The sequence below is a fragment of the Nitrococcus sp. genome (assembly GCF_059432795.1).
The window spans coordinates 44,296-63,430 of record NZ_JBXWZQ010000116.1 but is presented as its reverse complement, the minus strand read 5'-3'; the positions used below and the strand labels follow the sequence as shown (position 1 = coordinate 63,430).

At 61.6% G+C, this 19,135-nt stretch carries 11 protein-coding genes and 1 riboswitch; of the genes, 3 read left to right on the top strand and 8 right to left on the bottom strand.

The window, feature by feature from the left end; translation table 11 throughout:
* Nucleotides 1-317: 317 nt before the first annotated feature.
* Nucleotides 318-1,067, bottom strand: a complete 750-nt coding sequence (locus tag AC52Q4_RS09070; protein ID WP_495536471.1) for a LuxR family transcriptional regulator — start codon at nt 1,065-1,067, stop codon at nt 318-320.
* Between the two features lie 255 nt (nt 1,068-1,322).
* Nucleotides 1,323-1,850 carry a molybdenum cofactor biosynthesis protein B gene (moaB, locus tag AC52Q4_RS09065; protein WP_495536489.1) on the bottom strand — a complete coding sequence of 176 codons (528 nt, stop codon included), beginning with the start codon at nt 1,848-1,850 and terminating at the stop codon, nt 1,323-1,325.
* Between the two features lie 164 nt (nt 1,851-2,014).
* Between moaB and AC52Q4_RS09060 the strand changes: the two genes are divergently transcribed.
* Nucleotides 2,015-2,917: a phosphoribosylaminoimidazolesuccinocarboxamide synthase gene (locus AC52Q4_RS09060; RefSeq protein WP_495536470.1), complete on the top strand. Its 903-nt coding sequence runs from the start codon at nt 2,015-2,017 to the stop codon at nt 2,915-2,917.
* 110 nt (nt 2,918-3,027) lie between these two features.
* Here AC52Q4_RS09060 and pyk read toward each other — a convergent pair whose 3' ends face one another.
* From pyk to tkt, 4 genes are all read right to left on the bottom strand, one after another.
* Nucleotides 3,028-4,470, bottom strand: a complete 1,443-nt coding sequence (gene pyk, locus AC52Q4_RS09055) for a pyruvate kinase (protein ID WP_495536469.1) — start codon at nt 4,468-4,470, stop codon at nt 3,028-3,030.
* Between the two features lie 297 nt (nt 4,471-4,767).
* The gene (locus tag AC52Q4_RS09050) at nt 4,768-5,943 is read right to left on the bottom strand and encodes a phosphoglycerate kinase (protein ID WP_495536468.1); all 1,176 of its coding nucleotides are present in this window, start codon (nt 5,941-5,943) and stop codon (nt 4,768-4,770) included.
* Between the two features lie 104 nt (nt 5,944-6,047).
* Nucleotides 6,048-7,058: a type I glyceraldehyde-3-phosphate dehydrogenase gene (gene gap, locus AC52Q4_RS09045; RefSeq protein WP_495536467.1), complete on the bottom strand. Its 1,011-nt coding sequence runs from the start codon at nt 7,056-7,058 to the stop codon at nt 6,048-6,050.
* A 43-nt stretch (nt 7,059-7,101) separates the two neighbouring features.
* Entirely contained in the window at nt 7,102-9,096 is a 1,995-nt protein-coding gene (gene tkt / locus AC52Q4_RS09040) for a transketolase (RefSeq protein WP_495536466.1), read from the bottom strand.
* 628 nt (nt 9,097-9,724) lie between these two features.
* Between tkt and metK the strand changes: the two genes are divergently transcribed.
* Both metK and ahcY read left to right on the top strand, forming a co-directional pair.
* On the top strand, nt 9,725-10,885 hold the full coding sequence (metK, locus tag AC52Q4_RS09035) for a methionine adenosyltransferase (RefSeq protein WP_495536465.1): 1,161 nt from the start codon (nt 9,725-9,727) through the stop codon (nt 10,883-10,885).
* Nucleotides 10,886-11,048: 163 nt separating this feature from the next.
* A riboswitch (S-adenosyl-L-homocysteine riboswitch) is annotated at nt 11,049-11,138 on the top strand.
* A gap of 15 nt (nt 11,139-11,153) precedes the next feature.
* Nucleotides 11,154-12,575, top strand: a complete 1,422-nt coding sequence (ahcY, locus tag AC52Q4_RS09030; RefSeq protein WP_495536464.1) for an adenosylhomocysteinase — start codon at nt 11,154-11,156, stop codon at nt 12,573-12,575.
* Between the two features lie 189 nt (nt 12,576-12,764).
* Here the strand turns inward: ahcY and AC52Q4_RS09025 are convergent, their stop codons facing one another.
* Both AC52Q4_RS09025 and AC52Q4_RS09020 read right to left on the bottom strand, forming a co-directional pair.
* Nucleotides 12,765-13,238: a chemotaxis protein CheW gene (locus tag AC52Q4_RS09025; RefSeq protein ID WP_495536463.1), complete on the bottom strand. Its 474-nt coding sequence runs from the start codon at nt 13,236-13,238 to the stop codon at nt 12,765-12,767.
* Between the two features lie 19 nt (nt 13,239-13,257).
* Complete coding sequence (locus AC52Q4_RS09020; RefSeq protein ID WP_495536462.1) at nt 13,258-19,038, bottom strand: hybrid sensor histidine kinase/response regulator; 5,781 nt, start codon at nt 19,036-19,038, stop codon at nt 13,258-13,260.
* Nucleotides 19,039-19,135 lie beyond the last annotated feature (97 nt).

Genomic DNA, 19,135 nt, shown 5'->3' with positions numbered 1-19,135 from the left:
GTCGCCACACCGCCCACCTCTGATTCTTCCAGAAAAAATAATAACTTGTATAACGATCAAAATTTTTATTTGGATCGTGTCTCGAAATACTCTCGCAAGTACGCACCGATTCAACGGAAAAGCAAATCGCTCACTTTCTTGAAACGACGAAGATCAGTCGAACCGAATATCGGGGATTTCCCTTTTTCATAGCCCGAAATTTCTATTCAGGTTTCTATGGGTGTCCAGACGCGTAATCGGACGCGAATTCCCACCGCGTGATCCCGGAGCGAACTCATGGGAAGTCATCTCGGGAGCGGCTGCCTGAGGGGTGGCTTCTAGCCGAGTTGAAGGGATATGAGGCCCTGAGAAATCGCAAGCGCCACGGCCTGTTGACGGCTGGAAGCATTGAGCCGCCGCGCTGCATTCTGCAGATGAAAAATCGCCGTACGTTCACTGATTCCAAGTATGCGCGCGATCTCCCAGGAGGTCTTACCTTCGGCCGCCCAAAGCAGACACTCACGCTCACGCGCGGTAAGTTCCGGCGGGTTGAACGGCAACGCGCCCTGAGTGACCAATCGCCCCGCCGCTTCATGAACGTAGGCGGAGAGCAGATATAAATCCGAAATCGCGCTCTCGATTTCCGGGCGCGTCTGCTGCGGGGTACGCTCGCTGGAAAAGCTGAGCACGCCCACTTCGCCTCGGCCGCCGCGAATCGATAGACTGGCACCACTGGCGAGTCCGAACTCGCGCGCCTCGTGCATCACCCGAAACGGTTTCTCGTCCCTCTGCGGATCGAGTTGCAAATCCTGCCAAATCAGCGGCCTGATACTACGCATGCAATGACGCACGGCGGGATCCACCGCAAGATAGCCGTTTTTTTCATAATGACTGCGCCAGGCATTAGGTTGTCCGCTGATCACTAGAACAAAGGGCTTGACCAGAGACGTCGGGAAACTGGTACCGTAAATAAAATGATCGAAGCCATAGGCTTCTCCGATCGCCGAGCAGAGTTGGTGAATCCCCTCCACGTCTTCCGTACGCAGGCTCTTGTCGATTAACTCGTTGAATTGGGTACGGCTCCCCATAACCACCCCCAAAATACCAAATGCAGATAATTATCGTTCTAAGGCCGTGGCTTCGATTCACACGATAAACTTATAGTGTTGTTCCTGTCCAACGGCAACTTTCGCGAAGACATGCCGGAAATACCGGGCCGGCAACCGGTAGACTACCGGGACACAACCCGTCCACCTAGCGTCCGTGGTTCACCAAATAGCCCCCTGCCCCAACCGCTTTTGCTTTCTCCTCACAATGCCACGCGGTGGGCTCATCGATTCAGCCTATTCCTGATCCACTAGCACCAGCTCGGCCAGGTTGCAAGGACGATGGCGCGCATCGAGCTGTTCGCGCAGAATGCGCTTCCACGCCGTTCGGCATGCCCCGGTAGAGCCCGGCAGACAGACGATGAGCGTGCGATTCGCAAAACCGGCCAAGGCTCTCGATTGCAGGGTAGAGGTACCGATCTCCTCCAAAGAGAATTGGCGAAACAATTCGCCGAAACCTGGGAGCTCTTGGTCGAGGAGCACGCTCACAGCCTCGGGCGTGCGATCTCGAGGCGCGAAACCGGTGCCGCCCGTGCAGAGCACCACCTGCACCCCCGAATCGGCGATCCAAGCCGATACGGTAGCGCGAATTTCATAAACGTCATCGCGCACGATTCGCCGCTGCGCGAGCTCATGGCCCGACTCCACAATGCCCTGGCAAAGCGCCTCGCCCGAACGGTCCTCAGCCTGCCCGCGCGTATCGGATATCGTGAGCACCGCGATGCGCAGCGCACGAAAATCTGCTCCAGCTCTATGCACCTTCAGCCCCCTTAGTCCAAAATGGTATGAGCGTGTTGAGCCCGCCACACGGTGCCGATGAAGGAACCCGTAGCACGCATCGACACGGGCCTAATTTTCAACGCCGCCACTCGGATATAATACGCGAGCACGGCGTCAAGCACCGAGGTTCATCCCAACCAGTACCCTTCATGCCAACTGCGCCCGATATCTTGTTCGAATCTCAACTCACCGGCTTGCCGCTGCTGCAGCGCGGCAAGGTGCGCGACATCTATGGAATTGACGATTCACGTCTGCTCATTGTCACCACCGATCGCCTTTCGGCTTTCGATGTCGTCCTCGCGGATCCGATACCCGGCAAGGGGAAGGTACTCACGGCGCTATCACGTTTTTGGTTCGAGCGAACCCGCTCTGCCATCGGTAACCATCTATTGGAAGACTCCTTAGCATCGGTACTGACCAACACCAGCGAAATACGCCAGGTGCAATCCCGTGCGATGGTGGTACGTCGTCTACAGCCCCTGCCAATCGAAGCCGTAGCTCGCGGTTATCTCGTCGGCTCGGCCTGGAAGGATTACCAACGGAGCGGGCGGGTCTGCGGAATACCCTTGCCGGGGGGTCTGCGGCAGGCGGATCAGCTTCCTGAGCCCATCTTTACTCCCGCCACGAAAGCGCCCGCAGGTGACCATGATCAGAACATCGACTTCGCACAAACGGCGAACTTGCTCGGCGACGATACCGCCGAGCAAGTCCGCGCTCTGACCCTGCAAATCTACCAGGAGGCCGCCGCCAACGCGCGCCGGCGCGGTATTATCATCGCCGATACCAAGTTTGAGTTCGGGCGCGACGCCCAGGGCCAGCTGCTGCTTATCGACGAGATTCTCACGCCGGATTCCTCGCGCTTTTGGCCCGCGGATCACTACCGTGCAGGAAGTTCGCCGCCGAGCTTCGACAAGCAATTCGTGCGTGATTACCTCGACTCGGTGGGCTGGAATCATTCGGCCCCTGCACCGCGCCTGCCGGCGCGCATCATTGCGCAAACCGCCGAGAAATATCGGGAAGCGTATCGGCGATTGACGGGGTCGATCGGATAGCGGCCGCCGGGGGTATCCATCCTCACTCCCGCCACGCTGCCTTCACCCCAGCCAACCCACCCGAGTGAATCGGCGAGACGATTAGGAGATCATTGCCACCGCAGATAGGGCTATTCTGATATGAAATCGCCGACCCGCACGATTTTCATCGTATTGGTCCCGCCCTGAACACCCGCCAGATCCCCCTTCGTGATCAGCACCAGGTCACCTTCACAAATGGCGCCCGCTTTGAGCAACTCCTCGACCGCGCCCCGATTCGCGGCGGCATGGTCACGGCCTGCCGGGTCGAAATTGATCGGGTGCACCCCGCGATACAGCGTCACTTTGGTGCGGGTGCGCGGTTGCTCGGAAAGTGCGTAGATCGGGATGTCCGTGTTGATGCGCGACATCCACATGGCCGTGGCGCCGGATTCCGTCATGGCAGCGATCGCCCGAACACTGAGCTGGTTCGCCGCGGCGATCGCCGTTTTCGCAATGGTCTCGTCAATGCGTGTGTAATGCGGCTCCGGTCCCGAGCGTGGCGGATGCGTCTCCTCGGCATAGCGTTCGGCACCGACGCACACGCGGGCCATGGCAGCAACGGCTTTGGCCGGATAGCGCCCGACTGCGGATTCCTCTGAGAGCATGACCGCATCGGTTCCATCCAAAACGGCATTGGCGACATCCAACACCTCGGCGCGGGTCGGCACCGGATGATCCACCATGGATTGCATCATCTGCGTCGCGGTAATCACCACGCAATCGCGCTCCCGAGCGAGCCGCATAATGCGCTTCTGCACTCCCGGCAGCTCGGCGTCGCCGATTTCCACGGCCAAATCGCCCCGCGCGATCATAACCGCATCCGCCGCTTCCATGACCTCGGACAAATTGTCCACCGCCTCACGGCGCTCGATCTTGGCCACGATCGCGGCGTCGCCGCCCGCGGCGCGCAACAGATCACGCGCCTCCTCGATATCGTCGGCCCCCTTGGGAAAGGAAACCGCCAGATAATCCGCCTGAAGCTCCGCGGCAAGCCGGATATCCAACCGATCCTTATCCGTCAGTGCGCATACCGATAGCCCGCCCCCGAGGCGATTGATGCCCTTGTGCGCCGATAATCGGCCACCGATTTCAACCGTGGTGAAAATGCGGCTGCCTTCCACCCGATCGACGCTCAGGCGGATGAGCCCGTCATTGAGCAGCAGCACGTCCCCGGGACCGACATCCCGAGGTAGGTCCGCATAACCGACTCCCACGCCGCTTTGCATTCCCGCATCCTCCGCCAGGGAAGGATCCAGAAAAAACCCCTGCCCCTCCAGCAGATCCACCGTACCGTCGCGGAAACTTTCGATGCGTATCTTGGGGCCTTGTAGGTCACAGAGCAGGCCAACCACACGGTTGTGGTGTTGAGCAGCACGACGAAGCATAACGGAACGCTGTCGATGCTCATCGTGATTACCGTGGGAGAGATTCAGGCGGACGACATCAACGCCCGCACGCAGCACGCCGTTCAAGGCGGTTTCACGATCGGTTGCAGGCCCTAAGGTTGCGACAATCTTTGTCTGACGGACCATAGCCTACCTTTTTCACTTGCGGGGGCCGGCGCCGGCAAAAAAACGTACACGGACTCTCTCCGGTACGGGATCCGGTGAGTTGCGTTTATAATCGCAGTCGGTGGCGGACGTACGCCAGCGCTCACAAAGGGATCTCCGGAGATCGGATGCAAGCGAGGGCCTTTTAGCAATCGCTCGCCGAACCGTGACCTACAAAACCATACTACACGCCAGCGGCAAAACCCGCTGACATCTCCGGTGGGGACAGGGCGCAGACAATAAGCCGGCCCCCGCTACCTACCCGATCCCGCAAGGGAATCAGCCGGCACGCGCCTCGAGAGCGGCAACGGCTGGCAGCTTCTTTCCTTCCAGGAATTCCAGGAACGCGCCGCCGCCGGTAGAAATATACGAAATTCCCTCGTCAACGCCATATTTGGCGATCGCGGCCAAAGTGTCTCCACCACCGGCTACCGAAAATGCGTTGCTGGCAGCGATGGCATCAGCCAAGGCCTTCGTACCGCGCCCGAAATGCTCGAATTCGAATACACCCACCGGTCCGTTCCAGACGATCGTACGCGCTTCTTTGAGTGCCTGCACATAACGGCCGGCCGTCCGCGGCCCAACATCCAGTATGAGATCATCCTCGGCCACCTGATCGAGGGTTTTGATGACCGCCTCGGCTGTCTCATCGAAGACCTTGGCACAGGCGACGTCTTCGGGAATCGGAATTTCACCGCCTTTGGCGGTGGCAGCCGCCATGAGCCGTTTGGCGGCGTCCACCAGATCAGGCTCGTACAGTGACTTGCCCACCGGATGGCCGGCGGCCGCGATGAAGGTGTTGGCGATACCACCGCCGACGATGAGCGCATCGACCACATCGACCAACGACTCGAGCACGGTCAACTTGGTGGATACCTTGGATCCACCCACGATGGCGATCACGGGCCGGGTAGGCTGCTCAAACGCCTTACCCAGAGCATCCAGTTCAGCGACTAGCAACGGTCCCGCGCAAGCCTGCGGAGCAAATCGGGCCACGCCGTGGGTGGAAGCCTGGGCACGATGCGCGGTACCAAAGGCATCCATCACATAGACATCGCACAACGCGGCCATCCGCTTCGCCAACGCCTCCTCATCGGCAAGCTCGCCCTTATTGAACCGAACGTTTTCACACAGAACGACCTCGCCGGCGGCAGGCTCCACACCCTCGAGCCAGTCTCGCACCAAGCGCACCGGCCGTTCGAGCAACTCGGAGAGGCGCTCAGCGACCGGAGCAAGGGAGTAGCGCTCGTCGAATCGGCCCTCCTCGGGACGACCGAAATGGCTCATGAGCATGACTTTCGCGGAACCGGCAAGCGCGTGGCGAATGGTGGGCATGCAGGCGCGAATGCGCGTATCGTCGACCACCACCCCGTCTTTCACCGGCACATTGAGATCCTCCCGGATCAGCACCCGTTTGCCGGCCAGATCCAAATCGGTCATGCATAACAGGCCCATAAGCCTTGCTCTCCTCCTCGCCAATTCGATACCCGAAGGTAGGCGCAGACGCGCTCTCGGCGCGTCTGCGATCGATGCGACACTGTGATGACGGCCTGCCGCTGTTACTTCGCCTTCATCAGGCTGAGCGCAACATCCAGCATCCGGTTGGAGAATCCCCACTCGTTGTCGTACCAAGAGCAGACCTTGACCAGCCGGTCACCGATGACCTTGGTAAGCGTCGCCTCGAAAATCGAGGAATGCGGATCGTGGTTGAAATCGATCGATACGAGCGGAGCGTCATTGTAAGCCAGCACGCCTTGCAGAGGACCCTGCGCGGCTTGTTTGAGCGCACTGTTGATCTCTTCGACCGACGTGTCGCGACGCGCGGTGAACGTCAAATCGACGAGCGAGACATTGATGGTCGGAACGCGCACGGCGAATCCGTCGAGTTTGCCGTTGAGATCGGGCAGCACCAAGCCGACGGCTGCTGCAGCCCCGGTCTGGGTCGGAATCTGCGACATCACGGCGCTGCGGGCGCGGCGTAGATCCTTATGATAGACGTCGTTCAAGACCTGATCGTTGGTAAAGGAGTGGATCGTGGTCATCAGACCGTGCTCCACCCCGACGGCGCTGTGTAGCACCTTAACCAGCGGAGCCAGACAGTTCGTCGTGCACGAAGCACAGGAGATCACGGTGTGGCTGGAAGCCAAGGTCTCTTCATTGACGCCATAAACAACGGTGGCATCGACACCTTTGGCCGGCGCCGAAATCACCACTTTTTTGGCGCCTCCTTCCAGGTGCGCCGCGGCCTTCTCTTTGTTGGTGAACAACCCCGTGCACTCGAGCACCACGTCGACACCGAGGTCCCCCCAAGGCAGCTTGCTCGGATCGCGCTCGGATAGCACGCGAATGGAATCACCATTGACGACCAGATTGTTTTCGCTCACCTCTACGGTGCCCGGAAACTTGCCGTGCGCCGAGTCATAGCGCGTCAAATGCGCATTCGTCTCGGCATCGCCAAGATCATTGATTGCAGCAACTTGAATCTCGTCGGTGCGGCCCGACTCGTAGAGGGCACGCAGAATGTTGCGGCCAATACGGCCGTAACCGTTGATACCAACCTTTATGGCCATGGTTTTCTCCCAGCTAACTAGATGATCGGTTTGCGTTGAAGGCTCAGAGCAGGGTCTTGACCGTCTCGACCACGTTGTCCGCAGTCAGACCGAACTGGCGATACACATCCGGCCCCGGAGCCGACTCGCCGAAGGTGGACAATCCGAGGATCCGGCCTTGCGGGCCGACGAAGCGCAGCCAGGGATCGGGCACCGCCGCCTCGATGGCGAGTCGCGCCGTTACGGCAGGCGGCAACACCGACTCCTGGTACGCGGCCTCTTGCGCGAGGAATGTATCGATCGAGGGCATGGAAACCACGCGCACGCGATACCCGTCGCCAGCCAGGCGTTCCTCGGCGTCCACGGCAAGCGCGACCTCAGAGCCGGTCGCTATAATGATTGCCTGTGGCTCGGCACTGCCCTCGCGGAGCACGTAGCCTCCCCGGCGGATCCGCGCGAGCTGCTCGGCGCTGCGAAGTTGGTGGGGCAGGTTCTGTCGCGACAAACTCAGACAGGTAGGCCCGGTGCCGCGCTCCAGCGCCGCTTGCCAGGCCACCACCGTCTCCGCGACGTCACACGGCCGCCACAGACTGTTGTTCGGGATCAGGCGCAGGGTGGCCAAATGCTCGACCGGCTGATGCGTTGGCCCGTCTTCCCCCAAGCCGATGGAATCGTGCGTGTAGACGAAAATGCTGCGAATCTTCATCAGAGCCGCCATGCGCACGGCATTGCGCGCATAGTCGGAGAATACCAAAAAGGTGCCGGCATAGGGCGCAAAACCGCCATGCAATGCAATGCCGTTGACAATCGCCGACATGCCGAATTCACGCACGCCGTAGTAGATGTAGTTGCCATCGCCGTCCTCGCGACTTACGGCAGTGCAGTCATCCCACCAGGTGTTATTGGATTCGGTGAGATCAGCGGAGCCGCCAAGGAGTTCGGGTAAATAAGGCCCGAATCCGTTCAATGCCATCTGCGAGGCTTTCCGCGTGGCCACCGTTCGCTTCTGCTCGTCGGCTTGCTCCAGCAACTCCCTCGCCAGTGACTGCCATGATGCCGGCAACTCCCCCAGGATGCGCCGCTCGAAGGTCCGCGCGAGTTCCGGATGGGCTTCGCGATAGTGGGCGAAAGCGTCATTCCACTCTTTCTCCCAACTCGCGCCGCGCTTGCGCGCCTCCCAGCCCGTATAGATCGCCTCGGGGATATGAAACGGCGGGTGCGGCCAGTCAAGAAACTCCCGCGTCGCGCGTATCTCCTCATCGCCCAGCGGGGCACCGTGCACCCCATGGCTGCCGCAGACATTCGGCGCGCCGAAGCCGATGATGGTCTTGGCACAGATGAGGGTGGGTTGTTGGGTAACGGCGCGCGCCCCTTCCAAGGCCGCCTTCACGGCCTCCGCGTCGTGGCCGTCGACCTCCGGGATCACGTGCCAGCCGTATGCCTCGAAGCGACGCGGTGTGTCGTCAGTGAACCAGCCCGCCACCTTACCGTCGATGGAGATGCCATTATCGTCGTAGATGGCGATGAGCTTACCGAGCCCCAAGGTGCCGGCAATCGAGCAGGCCTCATGGGATATCCCTTCCATCAGGCAGCCATCGCCGAGAAAAACATACGTGTAGTGATCGACGATCGTATGCCCCGGCCGGTTGAATTGAGCCGCCAGCACCTTCTCGGCAATCGCCATGCCCACGGCATTGGCCAAACCCTGCCCGAGCGGACCGGTGGTCGTCTCCACTCCAAGGGTGTACCCGTACTCGGGGTGACCCGGCGTTTTGGAATGCAGCTGCCGAAACTGCTGCAGGTCGCTGATTGTCAGACCGTATCCGCTCAAATGCAGGAGCGAATACAGCAGCATCGAGCCGTGTCCGTTGGACAGGACGAAACGGTCCCGATTGAACCAGTGCGGATTGCCGGGATTATGGCGCAGGAAGTCGTTCCAGAGCACCTCGGCGATATCGGCCATGCCCATCGGGGCACCCGGATGGCCCGATTTGGCACGTTGCACAGCATCCATGCTCAGGGCACGGACGGCGTTGGCAAGTTCGCGGCGCGATGGCATTATTTGCTCCCGATCCAATTTTCGGCTCCGTCAGGGGCCGCGAAGGCGCCACCGGTATGGCAGCAGGTGATGTCATGAGCAGGCATGGCCGGTATGGCCCGCAGTTGGCAGCGCATAATTCTCGCCGAGATGCCGGAATCAGGCAAGATGGCAATTCCGTGAGCCCAGCGCCCGACTTGAAATTACCGCCGAACTAGTAGAGCCTTCACCTACTCGCTCGTGGCCGCACGGTTAAATCCCGTGTGTGCGCACAATACATTACAATGACACCCACGCATTGGGGCTGCCCGGTCCTTTTTTGTTGGGCCGCTTGCCAACGAACGAAACAAACGATCGTTTGCAATCGGTCACGGAAGGAGGTTCCAGCAATGCATGCAGTACGGCTCGGCTGCCAAGAGTGAAAGGGCCTTGCACCGTCGCAAGGGGTTCACCTGATCGAATTGTCGAGACGTAGCTAGCGAACGGGTTCAATCGGAGCAGGAGCGGGCTGCTTCGCCCGTGTCGATGCTCACGCGTAGCTATCTCCTTCCTTTAGCAATACCGGTTGGAAATACCTGGCTTGAGTCGGTTCCTGGCCAGCGGGCGGGGTCCCCATGCTCGATCGGCCTATGCGAAGAGAGTCGAGATAATGATCAATCAGTATCTGTTTACATCCGAGTCCGTATCGGCGGGCCACCCGGACAAGGTGGCGGATCAGATCTCCGACGCCGTCCTGGACGCCATTCTCGCCCAAGATCAACAGGCACGCGTCGCCTGTGAGGCCCTGGTGAAGACCGGCATGGTCATCATCGCCGGCGAAATCACCACCAGCGCCTGGGTGGACCTCGAGGAGCTGACCCGGCGCACGGTCAGAGACATCGGTTATGACCATGGCGACATGGGCTTTGATGGCGATGCCTGTGCCGTGCTCAATGCCATCGGCAAGCAGTCACCGGATATCGCCCAAGGCGTCAATCGCCAGCACCCCGAAGAGCAAGGTGCCGGCGACCAGGGCCTTATGTTCGGTTATGCCTCCAATGAAACGGACGTCCTGATGCCCGCTCCGATCACCTATGCGCACCGACTGGTCAAACGCCAATCCGACGTGCGCCAGAGCGGGCGGCTGCCGTGGCTGCGCCCGGACGCCAAAAGTCAGATCACCTTCCGTTACGAGAACAATCGGCCGGTCGGGATAGAGGCCGTGGTACTCTCCACTCAGCATGCCCCGGATATCAAAGAGTCCGACGTGCATGAGGCGGTGATAGAAGAGATCATAAAGCCGGTTCTTCCCAGCGAATGGGTGGACCGCCACACCAAGTACCTCATCAATCCGACGGGCAAGTTCGTCATCGGCGGGCCGGTAGGAGATTGCGGTCTGACCGGGCGCAAGATCATCGTCGATACTTACGGCGGCATGGCGCGTCACGGTGGCGGCGCCTTTTCCGGCAAGGATCCCTCCAAGGTGGATCGCTCTGCGGCCTACGCCTGTCGTTACGTCGCCAAGAACCTCGTTGCAGCCGGCTTGGCCGAGCGCTGCGAGATTCAGGTCTCCTATGCCATCGGCGTTGCCGAACCCACCTCGATCAGTATCGAGACCTTCGGCACGGGCCGGTTGGCCGAGGGCCGACTGGTGGAACTCGTGCGCGAGTTTTTCGATCTGCGGCCCTACGCAATTCTGAAAATGCTCGATCTGGTCCGGCCGATTTACCAGCAAACCGCCGCGTACGGTCACTTCGGCCGCGAGGAAGAGAACTTCACCTGGGAGAAAACGGACAAGGCCGAGGCGCTGCGCGTGGCCTCCGGATTGTGATCGACGGACCAATACTTGCGGGCGGCCGGGGCAAAAACGCCACAGACGCAGGGTGGTCTCCCGGCCACCACGGCCGCCGGCAGGAATTTTTCGAATCCGAACGACTCAGCACAAGCTGAAGCACGTCAGATTTTCCTACGTCCGTCTACGACGAATAGCCGTGGTCGCCGAGGAGCGCTGCAACAGGACATCTCATGGGATCCTGCCAGGCTCGGCGAGCAGCGGAATCTTAAACCAACGGCGCTCGGTTCAGGTATGGAGAAACGCCATGAACGCAGTCGTGGAAAGCACCCGAACCGATCATCACGTTGCAGACCTCTCACTCGCCGATTGGGGCCGCAAGGAAATCGCCATTGCCGAGACGGAAATGCCCGGCCTGATGGCGCTGCGGGAGAAATACGGCGTCGAGAAACCGCTCAAAGGTGCCCGCATTGCCGGTAGTCTGCATATGACAATCCAGACCGCGGTACTGATCGAGACGCTGATCGAGCTCGGCGCCGAGGTTCGCTGGGCGTCTTGCAATATCTACTCGACGCAGGACCATGCCGCCGCGGCCATCGCCCAGCAGGGCATTCCGGTATTCGCCTACAAGGGCGAGAGCCTGGAAGAGTACTGGGAATTCACCCATCGGATTCTGGACTGGCCGGACGGGCTCCGACCCAATATGGTGCTCGACGACGGCGGAGACGCCACCCTGGTTGCGACGCTCGGCGCTCGGGCGGAGGTGGATCCGAGCCTACTGGATAATCCCGGCAACGAGGAAGAGCGGGCCGCGTTCGCTGCCATCCGCCAGCGACTCAAGGACCGGCCGGGATTTTACCGGGGGTTGATCGAGAGCATTCGCGGCGTAACCGAAGAGACGACCACGGGCGTTCACCGATTGTATCAAATGGAACGGGAAGGGCGGCTCCCCTTTGCGGCCATCAATGTCAACGACGCGGTGACGAAATCCAAATTTGACAACCTATATGGCTGCCGCGAATCGCTGGTCGATGGCATCAAGCGAGCAACGGATGTCATGGTTGCCGGCAAGATTGCCATCGTCTGTGGCTACGGCGATGTCGGCAAAGGCTGCGCCCAATCGCTGCGCGGCCTAGGCGCTACTGTCTGGATAACCGAGATCGATCCCATCTGCGCATTGCAGGCCGCCATGGAAGGCTACCGGGTGGTTAATCTGGAGCAGCCAGGCATTGTGGAACAAGCGGATATCTTCGTCACGGCCACGGGCAACTACCATGTAATCAATCACGAGCACATGGCGCGCATGAAGAATCAGGTCATCCTATGCAATATCGGCCATTTCGACAGCGAGCTCGATGTGACGAGCCTGAGGCAATACACCTGGGAAAACATCAAGCCCCAGGTGGATCACGTGATCTTCCCGGACGGCAAGCGGATCATTCTGCTCGCGGAGGGACGTTTGGTTAATCTGGGCTGTGCCACCGGCCATCCCAGCTTTGTGATGTCCAACAGCTTCACCAACCAGGTGCTCGCCCAGATCGAGCTGTTCCGTGACGAGCAAGGCTACGAGAAAAAGGTCTATGTGCTGCCAAAGCATCTGGACGAGGAAGTGGCCAGATTGCATCTGGCAAAGATCGGTGCCCAGCTCACGCCGCTGAGCGAAGAGCAGGCGCGCTACATCGGGGTACCTGTGACGGGCCCGTATAAGCCCGACCACTACCGCTACTGAGCTCCTTCGCGCAGCCCTGGTAGCGTCTTTGCGCGCGCGCCATGAGACGCTGCCGGGCTGTGCCACGCGGAGCGAACGGATCGGCCGAAAATGCTCGGGCCGATGGTGTCATCGAGAAGGTACGCCAGCTGCCGTAGCGACAGATTGGGCCGGCCGATGGCACAGCCCACCGTGAAAATCACCGCTTGCCTAGCCGAACAAAACTGCGTACATCTGCGATTCGAGCTCCTCAAGGTCCGGAAGCAAGGCCGGCTCGCCCCCGGCAAGCACTTGGCAGTGAACTCCCGGCATTGGCTCGAACTCATCCAAGCGCTCGACGCTCGGTTCGGCGATGGTCATCAGCCGCGGCAATCGCTGAGCCAGAACACCGAAGTAAGGCAGCTGAGTTCGCTCACCCGTCCCTTTCAGGACGACAATCCGAGCACGGACGCCCGCAGCGGCTTGCTCGCCGGACAAAACCGCTTCCATGGAGACCAACGGTATCTTCCGGTCACGCCAGCCCGCGAAACCAAGCAGCCATTGCTGCTCGGCGATACGCTCCGGCAACGGCTCCGGCTCCTGATAAGCAACGACCTCAGCCACCGCCGCCACTGGCAATACCAGATTGTGATCGACAACTGGAATCAGCAGGCAGCGAATACTCTCGGACTGGGAATGTGCCATTTGCTGCTCCTCGCCAGCCCTACGAGCGTGGCTGGTTGGCCGCCAGCAGATCCTGAACGGCCGCCAGCAGCTCGCTTTCCTGATAGGGTTTGCCGAGATACCGGTCGACGCCGATCTCCATGGCCTTTTGACGGTGTTTTTCGCCGGTGCGGGAAGTGATGACGATAATCGGCACCGATCGCAGACGAACGTCATTGCGGACATGGGTCGCGAGCTCGTAACCGTCCATGCGCGGCATTTCGATATCGAGCAGCATCGCATCCGGAACAAGGTCCTGCAGCGCCGCCACGGCATCGACGCCGTCCTTGGCGGTAATCACGTCGATCTCATTGCGCTGCAGGAGCCGAGTCGCCACCTTGCGCATGGTGATCGAATCGTCGACCACCATTACCCGCGGGCGCTTGCGCCGCGACCTCACGGCCAGGGCGGGGCGCTCCTCAGCCTCGCCCTCGTCGCTTGAACCGCTCTCATAGCGAACCAGTGCGCCGATATCGAGGATGAAAACCACGCGCCCATCGGCCAGAATCGTTGCACCCAGCATGCCGGGCACACTGCTGATTTGCGGACCGGCGGATTTGACCACGATCTCGCGGCGACCGAGCAACCCATCGACCTGCATCGCAAGTCGGTGCTCGCCCGCTTGTACCAAAATCAGCGGCACCCTCGGCTTTTCGGTCAACGCCTGGCCGTCACCACTGCCCAGCATGCCCGCGAGGCTGCGCACCTCATAACGCTCGCCGGCATAGGAATAGAACCCGCCGTCCTCGCGTTCGTGGATCTCGCGTAGTTCGTCTTCTCCCAGGCGAACGACGCCTTCGATGCTTGACAGCGGAATCGCGTAAACTTCTTCCCCCGTCTGGCAAAGCAGCGCCTGGTTGAGCGCCAGAGTGAACGGCAGTCGCGCGACGAACTGCGTTCCCACGCCCTGCTCGGAGTCGATCTCGAGGCTGCGGCCGAGCTGCTTGATCTCGGCGTTGACGACGTCCAGGCCGACGCCTCGCCCGGCGATCTGAGTCACCTGCTCAGCCGTGCTGAAACCGGGTTCAAGCACGAACTGCATGATCTCCTTATCGGAGAGGACCGAATCTTCGCTCATCAGCCCCCGGCTGATCGCCTTGGCACGGATAGCCTCCAGCTTCATGCCAGCGCCATCGTCCTGGACTCGGATCGTGACATCGGCTCCTTCGCGTTCCCAAGCCATGCAGATCGTACCGACCTCGGCTTTGCCGAGCTCCGCGCGTACGCTCGGCAGTTCGATCCCATGCGCCACGGCATTGCGCAGCATGTGCTCCAACGGCGGAATCAGGCGCTCGAGTACGCTTCGGTCCATCTCCCCCTGGGCACCGAGGACCTGCAATTGAGCTCGCTTGCCAAGCTCTTCGCAAGCTTGGCGCACCACTCGGCGCATGCGCGGCACCAGATTTGCGAACGGGACCATTCGCGTGCGCATGAGCCCGTCCTGCAGCTCGGTGTTCACGCGCGACTGCTGCAGCAATAGCGTCTCGCTCTCGCGATTGAGATCGTTCAGAACGTCCTGGATGTTCGTCAGGTCGTTCGCACTCTCGCTCAAGGCCCGGGAGAGTTCTTGGATCCGCGAAAACCGATCCAACTCCAGCGGGTCGAAACCCTCCCGCTCCATCGGACCGTGCTCGCGCTCGAAGCGGTAGATTATCTGCGCCTCGGTCTCGATCTCCAAAGCGCGAAGCTGCTCCCGCAGACGACTCACCGTTTGCCCGAGTTCGGTCAAATTGAAGACGATGTCGCCGCCTTGCTGCTCCAAGCGGCTGCGATAGATACTGACCTCGCCGGCGAGGTTGACGAGGTTGTCCAGCAACTGGGATTGGACGCGCACCTGATCGGGCTGGCGCTGCAGCGACGGGGGACCCTCCTGCTCGGCCTCCGCAATGGCCGCCGCGGGTGCACGCGCTTCTTCCGGTTCGACGACGGCCGCGGCGAGGCTACGCTCGCCCGGATGCAGCCGGGAGAGGTTCTCCAGCGCTTCGCGCACGTCAGGCAAAGGCGCATCGTTAGCGGCCGTTTCACGCAGGCTCATTAAGTGGTCATTGGCGCTCTCCAATCCATCGAGCAGCGCCTCGTCGAATTCGATTTCGCCCTCCTCGATCGCCTTGAGCAGAGTCTCCACGCCATGACTGAGATCCGCAATCGGTTTGAACCCTGCCATCCGCGCTCCCCCCTTCAGCGTATGCAGGGCACGTTGCAGTTCGGGCACACGTGTAAAAGCGCTCGGCTGCTGACGCCAGTCGTAAAGCAGGGCTTCGGTGTTGGTCAGGATATCGGCTGATTCCTGCAAAAAGACCTCGACCAGCTCGCGATTGGGATCACCCTGAGGAGCCGGCACAGGCGCGCGGGCGCCACGCAGCTCCTCGATCCGTGCTACGAGAGCGGGCGATGTCGAGGCAGACTCGCCACCACGGACGCGTTCCATGAGGTCGGTGAGGCGGTCCAGGCTCGCGTGAAGCAGATCGAAAAACCGATCATCGGCGGGCACCCGCTGGGCACCCACGTCATCGACCAAACTCTCCAGCGCATGGCAGAGATGACCGATGCCTTCGAAGCCAGCCAGACGCGCGCCCCCCTTCAAGGTATGCAAAGGGCGGTGCAGCTCGGCTACCTGCGTCTCATCGTCCGGGGCGGCTTCCCAACGCTCCACGACGCCCTCGAGGAAACCCAGGATATCGTCGGCCTCCTCGAGGAAGACCTGCACCAAATCCTCGTCCTCTGCCGTGAGGTTGGCGGAACCGGATGGCCGGCTCGCGGCATGTGCGGCCTCCGGGCGACTATGCGCCGTGGGGGATGGGTTCGGTTGCGGTAGAAGCTCGAGCGGCGGTTCGTCGGATTCCGCCGGCCAAATCTCCGGCGAACTCGCCGGGGGCCAGGAAGAGGCACTGCTGTGCGGCGAGTTCGCCCGGTCCTCGGACTCAATGACCGCATCGGGCAGCGCCGCCCGGCGAAACTCGATGTCGCGAACCAGTTCCGAGACATCCGGCAAATCCGCGCCATCCCGGCCCAAGGCTTCGACGACAGCCCGTATAACCTGCGCGCCGCGTTTGAGCACATCTTGATCATGCGCATCCAGCAACCGGCCTTCGGCACAACGGCTCGCTGCCAGCTCTTCGAGCTCGCGGCCCACCAAAGCGATGGGTTCGACGAGGGCCATCCGGGCGCTGCCTGCGAGCGTGTGTAGCGAGCGTACAAGACGCTCCGCGACCCGACAGCGGCCGTTCTCCGCATGCTTGCACTCCGCCAAGAACGTCTCGATGCAGGCCAGGTGATCACCGGTTTCCTTGCTGAAGATCTCATAGAGAAGCGCATCCATACGCGAGCCATGCGCTTTCCCGCCCGCTTCGGCCGCCGGTTTCGCCTCCCCCGTCACCGCGCGCCGGCGTGCCTCGAGATCATCCTGCGTGCGTGCCGCCAGCTCCGGTTCCAGCGCCACCGGCGTGACTGGCTCCTCTTCCTTGATCGGCTCCTGCTGCGATGCCACCGACGACTCGCGTTCCGCGACGGCGGCGGCGCAAGGCAACTCTTCAAGCTCGTGATGCCGAGCGGGCTCACTTAGTATCGACGCCTTGCGAATCAGACCCCGAGCATCGCCACTCGCCGGGGTGCCCCCGCGCAGCTCTTCGATGAGCTCTGGGATCGAATCCAGCGCATCGGTGACGACCCCGTGCACCTGCGGCATCGGCTCCAGCGTATGATCGAGGACCCGGTTGAGCAGATTTTCCACGGCCCAGGCGAGCTCGCCGAGCAGCAACGCGCCCGCCAGCCGACCACTGCCCTTGAGCGTATGGAATATGCGCCGCGTGGTGAGCAGCGCTTCAGCGTCGTCGGCGTCCCGCTGCCAGCGCGGGAACACCTCTCGAAGGCTAGCCTGGAGCTCGTCGGCTTCCTCGACGAATATCTCCAATATCTCCGGATCGATTCCCTCGCCAGTAGCAGGCACGTCCGGATCGACTCGCCTGCGCTTGCTCGCGATGTCACTGCCGGCGCTCGTCGCGGCGTCGCGCTCATCGGCACCCGCAGACGGCACGCGTACGTCGTCCATCTCTTCCGGCACAACGGGCGATTGCTCGCCCGCCGCCCCCACAGACGGTGGACCCAAGGAATCCAGGCGACGCAGACCTTCCTCGCTCACATCCAGGCCGCGCTCGCCGTACGAGCGCCCGTCCCGCAATGCCTCGAGGTAATATTCGATGCCCGTGATGGCATCGGCGAGCGCCTCGAGCGCCTCTGGCGAAGGAAGCTCTGCAGAGCCCAACACACGCTCGCGCAGGAAACGCTCCGTTGCCGCGAGAAGAGCCGGAGCCCGGGCCAACTCCATTAGAGCCAGGCTGCCCCGCACCGCCTCAAAGCGCCGATCGACCCCCGCCAGGCGCTGCCGCTCGCCGCTCTCGACGAACTGAGCGATCGCCTCTTTGAGATAGCCGAGCTCAGTGATTGCCTCACCGATGGCGTGGGCAAACACGTTGCGGTATTCGGTTTCCGCGAAAGAGGCCTCGATGGTGCCCGCCGCGTCGTCATCCGTCGGCGTTCCCTGACGACCGTCCACGAGATTGACGAGCGATGACTCAACGTAGAGTAATGCCTCGGCCACCTGCAGCGCGCGGTGGTCATCCATCGCGCCATCGGCGCACAGTGTACGCACCTGCTTCACTTGCTGCTGCAGCAGAACGCAGGCGTTCGGCAAACCGACAACCGCCAAGGTATCGGCGATCCGGCTCAGCGAATCCGCCGTGGCCAGGACCTCCTGCGGATTGCGAACGCTGCCGCGGGCCTGGAGGTCGAGCGTATCCTTTACATGCGCGAGATCCTCGCGGACGGCCTGGACGAGACCACTGAGCGCATCGCGGCCCGGACCGAGCGCATGCTCTCGGCTCTGCTCGATGCGGGCTTGTTCGGCTACCAGAGCCGGAAGGTCGTAGAAACCCTGAATCGCCCTCACGCGCTCCGTGACGGGACCGGCGTGCGCCAGGTAGTAGAGCAAGCCACGTAATAAATCCTCCGGCGCGGCGGTCCCGGCACCGGTCTCTATCGCCGCTTTGAACTGGTGCTCCACTTGACTGAGCAGACGGCGTGTCGCCGAGGCATGGTGGCCGAGATCCCCCGCATCCAACACGTCGATCAGACCGGCGGTAAGCCACCAAAGCGTCCCGCTGCGGTCATCGGGGCCGGATCGATCCATAGCGAGGAGCGCCTCACGCATCTGTGCGAGGCCGTCCGCTGGATTCAGCCCCCGGAGATACGCCAGCAGGCCACGCTGGTAGAGCGGGCGCGTGCGCCGCGCCGCCACCGCCACCGCATCGGTGCCGTCCTTGGGCCACTGCGGCTGCTCGCGGCGCAGATCCAGATCCGGCGCAAACAACGCGCTTTCGGCGATGACGGGGGCGTCTCGCGCGGCCCTAAGCTCGTTGATCAGCGGCAACAGCAGAATGGCGGCATCCTGATGACCATCCTCTACCCGCTCGAGATAGTCCTTGAGGTGCAAAATGGCCCGCATCAGGACTTCCTGAGCCGTACCCCGGCCACTCGTGGAGTCACTCAGCAACGCCTCGGCGACTCGCTCCATCTCCTCGGCGAGCACCGCAGCGCCATAGAGCTCCAACATCTGCAGAATGCCGTGCACCTGATGCACAGTGGTGACGCACAGTTGCGATCGGGCCGGATCCGCCGAGTCCGCGGCACACGACTCGAGCGCCTCGGCCGCTTGGCGCAAAGTTGCATCGAGCTCGCTCTTGACCCACCCAAGGGCGCTGTAATCCAGACCTGTCTGTTCATTCATGATCACATCACCCGGGCCTGTTGACCCTTTCGGCGATCGTCGCGGCGGCAGGTATTTCGCTCTTCACGGCGCGGGGGTGGAACCCACCCCCTGCTAC